The sequence below is a fragment of the Victivallis vadensis genome, assembly GCF_003096415.1.
GTDB classification, from domain to species: domain Bacteria; phylum Verrucomicrobiota; class Lentisphaeria; order Victivallales; family Victivallaceae; genus Victivallis; species Victivallis vadensis.
Genome location: NZ_QEKH01000011.1, coordinates 57,237 through 69,356, shown reverse-complemented (window position 1 = coordinate 69,356; position 12,120 = coordinate 57,237). Strand labels below are relative to the sequence as shown.

At 59.4% G+C, this 12,120-nt stretch carries 8 protein-coding genes; 6 read left to right on the top strand and 2 right to left on the bottom strand.

What is annotated here, in order from left to right; all coding sequences use genetic code 11:
* Positions 1 to 16: 16 nt before the first annotated feature.
* Positions 17 to 769 (bottom strand): carboxylesterase family protein, encoded by a 753-nt coding sequence (locus C8D82_RS08180; protein ID WP_116883782.1) that lies wholly within the window; start codon positions 767 to 769, stop codon positions 17 to 19.
* 1,002 nt (positions 770 to 1,771) lie between these two features.
* On the opposite strand from C8D82_RS08180, the gene C8D82_RS08175 reads away from it, so the two are divergent.
* The 6 genes from C8D82_RS08175 to C8D82_RS08150 are packed head-to-tail and all read left to right on the top strand — an operon-like array spanning position 1,772 to position 9,052.
* The gene (locus C8D82_RS08175) at positions 1,772 to 2,785 is read left to right on the top strand and encodes a LacI family DNA-binding transcriptional regulator (RefSeq protein ID WP_116883781.1); all 1,014 of its coding nucleotides are present in this window, start codon (positions 1,772 to 1,774) and stop codon (positions 2,783 to 2,785) included.
* Positions 2,782 to 3,558: a type II secretion system protein gene (locus C8D82_RS08170; RefSeq protein WP_116883780.1), complete on the top strand. Its 777-nt coding sequence runs from the start codon at positions 2,782 to 2,784 to the stop codon at positions 3,556 to 3,558. Before C8D82_RS08175 ends, C8D82_RS08170 begins: the two co-directional genes overlap by 4 nt.
* A 13-nt stretch (positions 3,559 to 3,571) precedes the next feature.
* The gene (locus tag C8D82_RS08165) at positions 3,572 to 4,915 is read left to right on the top strand and encodes a metallophosphoesterase family protein (protein WP_165832927.1); all 1,344 of its coding nucleotides are present in this window, start codon (positions 3,572 to 3,574) and stop codon (positions 4,913 to 4,915) included.
* Between the two features lie 57 nt (positions 4,916 to 4,972).
* Complete coding sequence (locus C8D82_RS08160) at positions 4,973 to 6,553, top strand: glycoside hydrolase family 5 protein (RefSeq protein ID WP_116883778.1); 1,581 nt, start codon at positions 4,973 to 4,975, stop codon at positions 6,551 to 6,553.
* Complete coding sequence (locus tag C8D82_RS08155) at positions 6,550 to 8,196, top strand: acetylxylan esterase (RefSeq protein ID WP_116883777.1); 1,647 nt, start codon at positions 6,550 to 6,552, stop codon at positions 8,194 to 8,196. Before C8D82_RS08160 ends, C8D82_RS08155 begins: the two co-directional genes overlap by 4 nt.
* Before the next feature lie 16 nt (positions 8,197 to 8,212).
* A complete protein-coding gene (locus C8D82_RS08150; protein WP_116883776.1) occupies positions 8,213 to 9,052 on the top strand; it encodes a metallophosphoesterase family protein in 840 nt (279 codons plus the stop codon).
* 417 nt (positions 9,053 to 9,469) lie between these two features.
* Here C8D82_RS08150 and C8D82_RS08145 read toward each other — a convergent pair whose 3' ends face one another.
* Complete coding sequence (locus C8D82_RS08145; RefSeq protein WP_390621912.1) at positions 9,470 to 11,785, bottom strand: sodium-translocating pyrophosphatase; 2,316 nt, start codon at positions 11,783 to 11,785, stop codon at positions 9,470 to 9,472.
* Positions 11,786 to 12,120 lie beyond the last annotated feature (335 nt).

Here is a 12,120-nt window from a genome sequence, read left to right as displayed (position 1 = left end):
GCTTGATTGCGGAAGATTATTTTTGTGGTTTCGGCTGTGAGAAAAGCCACTTCCAGGTGTTTGTGTTCCCGAAGGCCGGTCCCCACGAACCGTGGCCGACTTCGGGAAGTTCCTGATAGATAATCTGACTGCCGCCGGCGTTCCAGATGGCCCGCACCATATCGCGGGAACGTGAAACCGGGACTGTCACATCCGCGTTGCCGTGAACTGCCAGAATCGGCAGTTTCACCAACTTCGGAGCCTGCGCGACATCACCGCCGCCGCAGATCGGCAGCGCCGCGGCAAATCGATCCGGCTGACGCGAAATCAGATCCCACGTACCGTAGCCCCCCATCGAAATCCCGGCCACATAGAGCCGGTCCGGCTTGAATTCGGCCTCCTTCAGGTCGAGCAGCTTCATCGCGGCGGCCAGGGGGGCGGATGGAGTTTCGTGCATCGTATGGCGCAGCGCATTCCACGGTTCGTCGACCCATTGCTTTCCGGCGGGGCATTGCGGAAACAGCAGCACTGCCTTGATTTTATTTTTCTCGCAATAAGCGAGCAGTTCGCGATAACCGTGCCGAAGCTGCGCTTCGTTGTCATTGCCCCGCTCGCCCGCGCCATGCAGGAAAAGCACCAGTGCATACCCTCCCCGCTGGTCGGAGTTGGTCACAAATTGACGGTACGGCAACGGTTCGGTTCCGGCGGATTTCATGGTCTCTCCTTTGGCGACGGCTCCCGGCAGCAGCACGGCAGCCAGACAAAACAGCAACAATTTCCAACTTTTCATGATCGCTCTCCTTTCCGGTTTGGCTTCTGAAATATACCAGCCGAAAAACAGTTTGCAACCATTCTATAAGAATTTCCCGGGGATTTCGCCTGCGGCGGCCCGGGGCGTTGTTCCGGAACCCCACCGGGGGCGCTTCGCCCCCCGGCCCCCCTGGCCCCCCGACCGGCAAGGTGCCGGTGCCGGATACGGTTTTGAAATTTTTGCTACGCAAAAAATTTCAAAACCGGAGGAGTAAGGCCAAGTTCCCATTTACGCGGCGCAGAGTAAGGCCAAGTTCCCATTTACGCGGCGCAGAGTAAGGCCAAGTCTCCATTTACGCGGCGCACAATAAGCGCGGGTTCGCGCCGCGAACGAATGTGAGGGTATTATTTTGCGGTCGCAAAATAACGAGGAACGATAGTGACGAAGCCGAACGTAGAGAGCGAAGCCCCCCTGGCGTAGTGAGCGCAGCGAACGCTGAAGGGGTTGGCCGCCGCAGGCGGACAAGTAAGCGGCGAAGCCGCGCCCGCGAGCGGAAGTGCTCCGCAACCGGCCCGGCCCCCGCCACCGGCGAGGGGGTCCGGGGGACGTGCGCGACGTCCCCCGGAGCCATCCGCAAAACACCAAGCCCGTGCTCACTACCCTCCGGGCACCATGCCTGTTTTTGCACTTAATAAAGCAGTACCTCCGGGAACCATGCCTGTTCTTGTTTCGATGCAAAATCAAATATAAGACTTGCGTGCGATTTGAAAGCGGAGATGAATCTCCGCACTTCAAAGACGCTTCGCGTCGCAGGAGCAAGCCCAAAGGCGACGCACTCCAAAGACGCTTCGCGTCGCAGGAGCAAGCCTAAAGGCGACGCACTCCAAAGACGCTTCGCGTCGCAGGAGCAAACCGGCGCACACTGAAATTTAACGAAAAAAATCGGTTTGAGTCTTGACTTTAGTGGTCTTCTTTGGTATAATATAATTGTTCAAACGTTTTAATTTGTTTTTTTTGAATAGCTGAATGAGGTAAGGATATATGGGACGCAACGGCAGGGCGACGCTGGCGGATATCGCGCGGCTGGCGAAAGTGGACAGCTCGACGGTTTCGCTGGTGCTGAACCGCAAACCGCTGGCGGAACGCCTTTCCGCCGAAACCCGGGAACGGGTTTTCGCGGCGGCACGGGAACTGAACTACCAGCCGTCGTTCGCGGCGCGGACGCTGAAAACCGGGCGGAGCGGCGCATTCGGGATGGTGGTCGGCGACCTGCGCGATCCCTATTATTCGATGCTGGCTTATCACATGATCGCAGCGGCACAGGCGCGCGGCTATCAGGTGCTGACCTGCGCGACCGGCTGGGACCCGCAGAAGGAGGTTGAACTGCTGCGGATGCTCTACGACCGCAACGTGGACGGCGTCTTTTACGTGCCCGGTTCGCTGAAACGCGATCCGGCACTTTATGAAACATTGCGTGACCAGCGTTTTCCGCTGATCACCTACTGTACGGACGAGTCTGATTTCGCGACGGCGGCAATCGATTACAGCAAGGGTTTTCGACTGGCGGTGGCGGATCTCGCAGGGCGGCACCGCCGTATCGGCCATATCTCCTCCGTCAGTACTTGCTATCGCAACCTGCAGGAATCCGTGAAGACCGCCTGCCGGCTGGCCGGAGTCGAATTGATCGAACGCCGGTTTGAAGGAATCGGCCTGCCGGAGTGCGTGGAGGAGATCGCCGATTACGTCCGTGCTTCGGATATTTCCGCCTTTATCGTAAACGGTTCGGTCACGGCGGTCCGGCTGATCAACCGGCTGGAGCAATTCGGCCTTCGGGTGCCGCGGGACCTCGAAATCGTCGGCGTCGGCGACCTTGAAGTGCTTTCGCTCTGCCGTCCGGCGCTCTCCTGCATCAACTACGACACCGCCGCGCTGATGGAGCAGGCGGTCGAACTTCTGATCCGTTACCGGGAGAGCGGCCCCGGCCAGGTTGCGCTCGTCCCCTCCGGATATATCGCCCGAAACAGTACACGATCAACCCTGGAGAAACCGATATGAAGTATCGAAATTCGCATGTATCCCAACCGGCGCGAAGCGATTCGCGGCTGTGTGATTACTTTACATTGATCGAATTGCTAGTTGTAATTGCAATCATCGCGATTCTCGCCTCCATGCTGTTGCCTGCGCTGAACAAGGCGCGGGAAAAAGCGCGGGCGATCAAATGCACCGGCAATCTCAAACAGGTCGGACAGGTGGTTGCGCTTTACCGGGACAATAACAAGGATATTTTCGGAAGCTATCTGCATGGTGCATCAGGAGGTTCAACCACCTGGGCGGCGGGGCTGGCAGCGCAGGGGTATGCTCCGGAAAAGGCCGGAGTCAGAAGTTCCTTCCTGAATTGCCCGACACTGGCGCTTCCCACTGCAAACTGGGAGTGGACGTTCCCCTATGGCGTGGTCACCTATGCCGGAGGCACGGCCCGGACTCTGCCCGCGCCGATCGCCCTGCGCAATGTCGCTCCGCTCAACGGCGGCGCCGCTCCGATCGATTTCAAGAAGGTCAGGAATGCAAGTGATTTTATTGTTGCCGGCGATACCATTCAGTATTACTCCGGTACGGATTGCGGTAGAAATTGGATTCAGCAGATCGGGCTGTGCCACAGCAGCCGGGGCAACCTGCTGTTCGCGGATTCCCATGTCGCGGCCAATTCCAAAGAGGAATACAAAGACAAAATATATAAGACTTTTGAACTGTACGACGACCTCGGCAGTTATCAGGGAGCTTACTACGTGCTTCCCGGCTCGAACGGGCTGGTACTGGAAATTCACTGATGAGGAGGATCAATTGAAACGTTCAACCTGTCAATACTTGTTTGTGACCGGAATCGCCTTGATGGCGTGCGCCTGTTTCGCGACGACTCCGAATCTGCGGGGCGGCATCGTCAGCGATACCCAGAGTTATCCGGGGCGCAAAACGGATTGGGGGCAGAAAAACCTCTGCGGTGCCTTGCGGTATCTGAAAAACAAAGAGATCGACGTTCTGATCTACGCGGGAGACATCGCGAATAACGGCCATGCGACGGTATATCGTGAATACCACGAAATCATGGATGAAGTTTTCGGAAAAGAAAAGCCGGAAACTGTGGTTATCATGGGAAATCATGATTTCTGGAAAGACGGCAACATGAATACTCCGGGGCCGGAAGCCATCGCCACATTCAAAGCCGGGATGAAGCTGGATTCCATCCATACCCATAAAGTCGTGAAAGGATATGACTTCATCGGCTTGAGCGCGGAAAACAGCTACCAGAGCGGCTGGAACAAACTCTACGGCGCTTCGGTCCGGAAGTTCCTGAAGGAAAAAATCAGCGCCGCCTTGAAGCGTGCCCCGGAGAGGCCGGTTTTCGTGGTTACCCATGAACCTGCCGCCGGTACGGTTTACGGTTCGTCATACGGCGGCCATCCCTCCCTCGCGGCCTGCCTGACCCCTTATCCGGGTGTGGTGCACTTCGCCGGGCATTCGCATTTTTCCCTGGAGGACGAGCGGTCGATTCACCAGCGGGATTTCACGGCGGTCGGTACATCCAGCCTCAACTATTGTGATCTGGAGGAAGGCCGGGAAAATGGTCCCCGAGCACCTTACGCGCGTGAATGTGTGGAGTTCCTTTATATGGAGGTTTTCGACGATCGGCTCGATCTGCACCGCCTGAATCTTCTGCATGGCTGCCGGGAAATCAAGCCCGGAAAATTGTGGAGCGTCCCTCTGCCGCTCTCCAAAGAGACGTTCTTCTATACGGAGAAAAGAGCTGACAGCCGCAAGGCTCCGGTATTCCCGGAAGGGGCAAAAATCGAAGCCGTTCCCGACCGGATTCCGTTCACAGGTATCCGGCTGAAATTCGATGCGGCGACACACGATGATTTCGTTCACACCTATATCGTCGACTTGCAGGAATATCGGCCTGACGGCTCCTGGGGTGAAGCCTCCCGTTTGTTATACTTTTCCGACTTCGCCCGCGGTCTCGACCGGATCACTTCACAACCGGTTCTGACAATAAAAGCCAGACATTTCAAAGGAAATTCTGAATACAGGATTACGGTGAGCGCGATGGAGTCATTCGGAAAGATCGGTAACTCGATCTCCATAATGATCAGGACACCGGAACGTGCGGTAATTCCGGGAGAGAAATAACCGCCGTCCCGCTCTTTCCGGGAAATCCCTTTATAACATGCGAATTGAGGAATCAAGATGAAAAAACTGATATTGCAACTGTTGCTGCTGGCCGTGGTCTGCTTATATTGCAGCGCCTCCATGGTCGACCTGCTGCGGGTTCGGCTCGGCAAGCTGCCCGAACAGGACTTCGCCCGCATTGAAGCCACCGACTTCGGAGACGCACTTGTGGTGACCGTCCCGGAGAACCGGAAGCAAGGCTCGCATTGGATCATGATGAAACAACTGGATCTGAAGCCGTTCCGCGGCAAGAAACTGCTGTTCACCGTATTTGTGAAGGGGGAAAACATTGCCAGGGCTCCGGCATATTACCTCGGTTTGAAATACATGTTCGCCGTCAGGACGGAAACCGGGAAAAGCTATCCGCAGGCGCCGGGACTCGCCGGGACGTTTGATTGGAGGAAACTGAGTTTCGAGGTTCAGGTGCCGCAGGATGCGATATCGGGCGAGCTGGTCGCCGGTTTGCAGGAAACCTCCGGCAAGGTATGGTTCCGCAACTTCATGATCAGCCAGGGTGGTTTCCTGAAGCCGCCGGTGGAGCTGCCGCCCGGTTTCCGCTGCGAATATACCCCGGAATTTCTCGCCCGTCCCATAACCCGCGGTGTGATGAGTCCCGATCCGTTGAAGGTCACGGAAAAGGATGTCGATGACCTCGGTTCATGGGGCGCGACCAACATCCGCTGGCAGTTGAAAGGAAGCAACGAACAGGCAGTCGACCTCGAAGTCTACAACAACCTGATCGACCGTCAGCTGAACCGGCTGGAAGAACTGCTGCCCGCCTTTGAGCGGAACGGCATTCATATCATCATCGACATGCACCTGCTGCCGGGTGGACGCATCGATTACGCCGGCCCGCTCGGCACCGCCGGCGAGGAGGCGGTCGCCGCCTACGGCAATGCCGCCGCCAACCGGGCGCTCGGCGTGGAGAAATACTACCGGGCTTATCTGGACACCTGGCGGAAAATCGCCCGCCGTTTCAAGCCGTACCCGATCGTGATGGGATACGACCTCTTCAACGAGCCGGTGCAGAGTTGTGAAATGCCGCACGATTATCTTTCGATCCAGTATGACGCGGCCCGGGCGATTCGCGAGATCGATCCCGAACGCATGATCGTGATCAGCCCGAACAACTGGGGCGGTCCCGGCGGTTTTGCCGGCCTCACGCCGCTTCCGCTCAAAAACCTCGTCTACCAGACCCATTTCTATGATCCGGGAACCTACACCCATCAGGGAATATTCAAAAACGCCCGGATGGGAACCCGTTATCCCGGAATGATCGACGGAGTGTATGCGGATAAAAAACTGTTGAAAAAGTACCTGAAACCGGTCGTGGAATTCCAGAAAAAATACGGTGCGCGGATTTACTGCGGTGAATTTTCCGTTGCCCGCTACGCCCCCGGCGGCGCACAATACCTGAAAGATGTGATTTCCATCTTCGAGGAATACGGCTGGGATTGGAGTTACCATGCGTTCCGCGAATCTCACTACTGGAGCGTCGAACATGCCGGTCCCGACGGCGCTCACCCGGTCCCCGCCCGGGACACCGACCGCAAGCGCGTCCTGCTGGAGGCCTTCAGGAAGAACGGAGAACGAAAATGAAAGTGTTGCCGCTGCTGCTTGTCCTGTTGTCCGCCGCGTCTCTGGCGGCCGAAACGGTACTGTTCGCCCCCGATCCCGGACCGGCCGGACAGTGGAGCGTGTCGCTGCCGAAACCGGGCCGCCGCAGCGCGGCGTCCATTCCGGTTCCGGTGGAACGGATCGCCGGGAAAAAAGTGATGCTCGCCGCTGAAATCGAACAACAGGACGTTTCGGCCAAACCCAATTACTGGAACGGTGTGAAGCTGATGCTGGTCCTGAACCATGCCGACGGCAAAGCCGGCTACCCGCAGGCCGGAAATTTTTCGGGAACCCGGCCGTGGACGCCGCACGCGGTCGCTGTGACAGTCCCCGCCGATATCAGTTCCGCGCGGATCGAACTCGCGTTGGAGGAGGTTTCCGGGACAGCCCGGTTCCGCAATGTCCGGATCATCGAAGATATTCCGGCCGACTGCCGCGGCTACCGGCTCACCGGTTCCGTCGACCGGGCCAACGCCGAATACCGGGCCGGTGAGGAGATGAAATTCACCTTCCGGCTCACCAGAGATGGCAAACCGGCTTCCGGCTTCCTTCAGATCGTCTGCGCGGGTGACGACGGCAGAAGCGAAACGCTCTGCCGGAAGCTCGACAAGGCCGGAACCGCCGTCGTGACCCGGAAACTCGCCCGGCCCGGTTTTGCAATGGCCAAAGCCACGCTGCTCACCGCCTACGGAACTCCCGCCCAAAGCGGCGGCCGTCCCATCCAATACGGTCTGGGCGGCGGTGTGGCCGCGGATACCCTGAAACCCGGAGAGCCGGAGCCGGAGGATTTCGACGCTTATTGGGTCAGACAGAAGCGGGCGCTCGCCGCCGTTCCACTTAAAGTGCTGGAGAAAAAATTCGTCAGGGAGAGCAAGCACTGCCTGATTTACGACCTGAAAATCGCCTGTGCCGGCAGGCGGCCGGTATCCGGCTATCTCGCTGTCCCCCGGACCGCGAAACCGAAATCGCTGCCGCTGCGGATCTTCTATCAGGGATACGGCATCGCCGGCGCAGCGGAGCAGGAAAACCCGGATGAACTCACTTTCTCCGTCAATCCGCACGGGATTGAAAACGGCCGGGAACAGGCATACTACATCGCGCTTGCCAACGGCGAATTGAGAAGTTACGGCTTCAGCGACCGGGAGAACGCCAGGCCGGAGAGCAGCTACTTCAACGGAACGATTCTGCGCGACCTGCGCGCACTGGAATTCTGCCGCACCCTGCCGGAATGGGACGGCGAAACCATCCATCTCTCCGGCGGCAGCCAGGGTGCCTTCCAGACGGTGGCCGTCGCAGCGCTGTCAGATGGGATCAGCAGTTGTTCGCTTGAGGTGCCGTGGCTCTGCGACCTCGGCGGCGTCAACATCGGCCGTATTCGCGGCTGGCGGCCGAACCTCCGGCCCGGACTGGGCTATTTCGATACGGTGAATTTCGCCGGACGGGTCAAGGCTCCGGTAACCATCAGGGCCGGACTGAGCGACTGGGTCTGTCCCCCCTCCGGCGTGTGGGTGCTCTACAACAGCCTGAAAGCGCCCGCCAGGCTGACCATGTATCAGGGACGCGATCACGCCGTTTACCCGGCTTTCGACGAACGGCAAACGCCGCAGACCACATATTGTAAATAAGAAAAAAGAAATCCAAATGACTCCGATCCATACCCGCATCACCGTCGGCGTGGCAAAGCCGCTGCGCTTTCTCCACGTAACCGATTCGCACCTCATCTCCGCCGATGAGCGCGACAGCGAACGCAAGCGCGAACTCGCCCGGCAGCGGCGCGAAGCCTATGACAAACATGGTTTCGACTGCTGCCGGCGCGGCCTCGACGCGGCGTTCGACTACGCCCGCCGCCGCAATGAACCGGTCCTGCACACCGGCGACCTGATCGACTTCGTGTCATACCGCAACCTCGAACTCGCCCGCGAAAAGCTTTCCTCGGTCGACTGCTTCTTCGCGGCGGGAAACCATGAATTCAGCAAGTATGTCGGGGAGGCGCAAGAGGACGAAGCGTACAAGCTCGACAGCCTGCCGCTGGTCGCCCCCGCGTTTCCGAACGACCTGCGCTTCGCGGCCCGTCTGGCCGGCGGCGTGAACCTCGTCGCCGTCGACAATACCTATGGACAAGTTCGGCATCAGGAGCTGGAACGGTTCCGGGCGGAAATCGCGAAAGGGTATCCGATTCTGCTGCTGCTTCACGTGCCGCTCTACACCCGGGAATTGTACCGGGAGCAGATCGAAGTGCGCAAGGCGGAATCCGCTTCGCTGATGGGCTGCCCGGCGGAACATCCGGCCCGGAACGACGCTCAATGCCCCGATGCGGATACATTGGCATTCATCGACTTCCTGAAGGGGCAGACGCTGGTGAAGGCGGTGTTGGCGGGGCATCTGCACTATGACTGGGAAGGACCGTTGTACGGGGACGTCACCCAGTACGTAACCGCCGGCAGCTTTCTCGGCCGCGCACGCGAAATCGAGGTCGCGTAACTCCGCGCCGGCACGTTGCCGGTCGTGGTCCAGCGGCGAAAGCGCTGGCCGCCGGAGGCTGCCCATGCGCGTAGCGCATGAGGTCTGGAGGCCGTAAGGCCGTAAGACCTGCCTGCCGCGAAAGCGGCATGGCTTCCCATCTCGCAGAATCATGAAAAGTGAAAGCCTCACGGAGTTTCTCGTGAGGCTTTTTGTGATTCTGTTTACTTTTTGAGCTTTATCGTCGGGGGAAAGCCTGCCATTTTAAAGGCAGGCAAGGTCTGCCTGCCCTTCGGGCGGCAGACCTTGTGCGCTACGCGGCCTGATTTACAATCAGGCTCCGGGGGCTGGGCGCTGCGCGCACAAGTGTCTCCGACGGTCGGGGCGCTTCGCCCCCGAACCCCAGACCGGCAACGTGCCGGCGCGGAGTATTTTCCCCTACTGCAGAATCCCGTTGATTCCGAACCAGCCCTGGATCATCGGCGAGAACTTGATGAACACCGGAGCAAACACGATGCACACCATGCTCATCAGCTTGATCAGGATATTCAGCGCCGGACCGCTGGTGTCCTTGCAGGGATCGCCGACCGTGTCGCCGATCACCGCCGCGCCGTGAGTCGGATTCTTGGAGCCGTCCGGCAGCTTCTTGCCGCCGTGCGCGCCGTTTTCGATGTATTTTTTCGCATTGTCCCACGCGCCGCCGGCGTTGTTCAGCATGGTCGCCAGCACGAAGCCGGTCGCCAGACCGCCCGCCAGCAGCCCCATCACCCCCGGAATGCCGAGGATCAGGCCGGTCGCCACCGGAATCACGATCGCCAGCAGCGACGGCACCAGCATCTCACGCTGGGCGCCCGCGGTCGAAATCGCGACGCAGCGGGCATAGTCCGGCAGATCCTTGCCCTCCATGATGCCCGGCTTCTCTTTGAACTGGCGGCGGACTTCCTCCACCATCGAACCGGCCGCACGGCCGACTGCCTTCATCGTCATCGCGCAGAACAAAAACGCCGCCATGCCGCCGATGAACAGTCCGCCGAGCAGCAGCGGGTTCATGATGGTCAACTGCATTTTATCCACGAACTGCAGAATCGTCATCTTGCTGGCCGCCGCCATGTCGATGCCCGCACCGAGGCCGGAATCGAACTTGCCGAGCCAGATTTTGGTCTCTTCGATATAGCTGGCCAGCAGCGCCATCGCGGTCAGCGCCGCCGAACCGATCGCAAAGCCCTTGCCGGTCGCGGCGGTGGTGTTGCCGAGCGAGTCAAGCGCATCGGTGCGCTGGCGGACCTCCGGCGGCATGCCGGACATTTCCGCATTGCCGCCCGCGTTGTCCGCGATCGGGCCGTACGCATCGGTCGCCAGCGTGATGCCGAGGGTCGAAAGCATGCCGACCGCCGCGAAGCCGACGCCGTAGAGTCCCATCGAAAACGCTCCCGGGGTCGGGGCGAAGCCGCCCGCGAAACCGTAAGCGCACAGAATGCCGACCACAATCGTGATCACCGGAACTCCGGCGGAATACATGCCGGTCGCCAGACCGTCGATAATGGTGGTCGCCGGGCCCATCTTGGCCTGGAACGCGATACCCTGCGTGGGTCTGTACTCCGCGCTGGTGTAGTATTCGGTCGCCTGGCCGATGATCACGCCCGCGAGCAGGCCGGAAACCACCGAACCGAAGATGCCCCACGTAATGAAGCCCATGAAAATCAGGAACAGCAGCGCGATCAGGATCAGCACCGAACTGCCGAGCGTACCGGTCAGCAGACTGCGGAGCAACTGCTTCTGGCTTGCCCCTTCCTTGCAGCTGACCATGCGGATGCCGACCAGCGACAGCAGCGTGCCGAAACCGGCCACGATCATCGGGGAGAGCACCAGCTTCAGCGCCATGTCGGTGGTCGCTCCGGCGGTCTGGGCGGCATAGGCCGCGCCGAGCGCCGCGGTCGCGAGGATCGAACCGCAATAGGATTCGTACAGGTCCGCGCCCATGCCCGCGACATCGCCGACGTTGTCGCCGACGTTGTCCGCGATGGTGGCCGGGTTGCGCGGATCGTCTTCCGGGATGCCCGCTTCGACCTTGCCGACGAGGTCGGCGCCGACGTCGGCCGCTTTGGTGTAGATGCCGCCGCCGACACGGGCGAACAGCGCCTGCGTCGAAGCGCCCATGCCGAAGGTCAGCATGGTCGTGGTGATATGAACCAGCTTTTCAACTTCGGAACAGCCGGCGGGAACCAGCTCCATGCCGAGGAAATGCAGCCCGTTCGCCATGTGTCCGGCTGTATAGACCAGTTTGTCGAGAATCAGGTACCACAAACAGATATCGAGCAGGCCGAAGCCGACCACCACCATGCCCATCACCGCGCCGGAACGGAACGCGACCTGCAGGCCGCGGTTCAGCCCCTCGCTGGCCGCCTGCGCGGTCCGGTTGGAAGCGCGGGTCGCGGTTTTCATGCCGATATAGCCGCAGAGGCCGGAGAAGAAACCGCCGGTCAGGAACGCGACCGGCACAAAGGGATTCTGCACCTTGAAGATCGCCAGCACCGCGAAGATCACGAACAGCACGAAGAACACCACGCCCACCACCTTGTACTGGCGGTAAAGGTAAGCCATCGCGCCTTCGCGGACGTACCCGGCGATCTCCTTCATCCGGTCGGAACCTTCATCGGCGGCGATCATTTTCTTGTAGAAAACCGCCGCCATCAGCAGCGCCAGCACCGCCGCGAACGGAGCGCTCCACCACAGCGTCGGCATTCCGAGCGCCATGGTCATGGCTGATTCGCCGCCGCCACCGATCGCGATCTCTTCCACGGCTTCCACCGTTACGACCGTGTCGGCCATCGCGGCGAGACCGCACATGACCAGACACGCTGACAGGAATTTTTTCATAGAACCCCCTGGGATTTGGTTATTATGTTACATGGCAGTCGCCATGCGGACACCCGGATTAATGATACTGCTGCGGAGGAAGAAATAGTATGGATGGAAAGGTGATTTATCTGGACAATTCGGCAATCGACGTGTCATTCTCATAAAATCCACCGTTGAAATACTTGTTTTATTTACAATAGTTTCATTTTTTTGAATTGCAAGATGCCGGG

Bases quoted from the DNA above. Each gene is read 5' to 3' on its own strand.
- C8D82_RS08180 (WP_116883782.1), bottom strand. From the start codon at position 769: ATGAAAAGTTGGAAATTGTTGCTGTTTTGTCTGGCTGCCGTGCTGCTG.
- C8D82_RS08175 (WP_116883781.1), top strand. From the start codon at position 1,772: ATGGGACGCAACGGCAGGGCGACGCTGGCGGATATCGCGCGGCTGGCG.
- C8D82_RS08170 (WP_116883780.1), top strand. From the start codon at position 2,782: ATGAAGTATCGAAATTCGCATGTATCCCAACCGGCGCGAAGCGATTCG.
- C8D82_RS08160 (WP_116883778.1), top strand. From the start codon at position 4,973: ATGAAAAAACTGATATTGCAACTGTTGCTGCTGGCCGTGGTCTGCTTA.
- C8D82_RS08155 (WP_116883777.1), top strand. From the start codon at position 6,550: ATGAAAGTGTTGCCGCTGCTGCTTGTCCTGTTGTCCGCCGCGTCTCTG.
- C8D82_RS08150 (WP_116883776.1), top strand. From the start codon at position 8,213: ATGACTCCGATCCATACCCGCATCACCGTCGGCGTGGCAAAGCCGCTG.
- C8D82_RS08145 (WP_390621912.1), bottom strand. From the start codon at position 11,785: ATGGCGCTCGGAATGCCGACGCTGTGGTGGAGCGCTCCGTTCGCGGCG.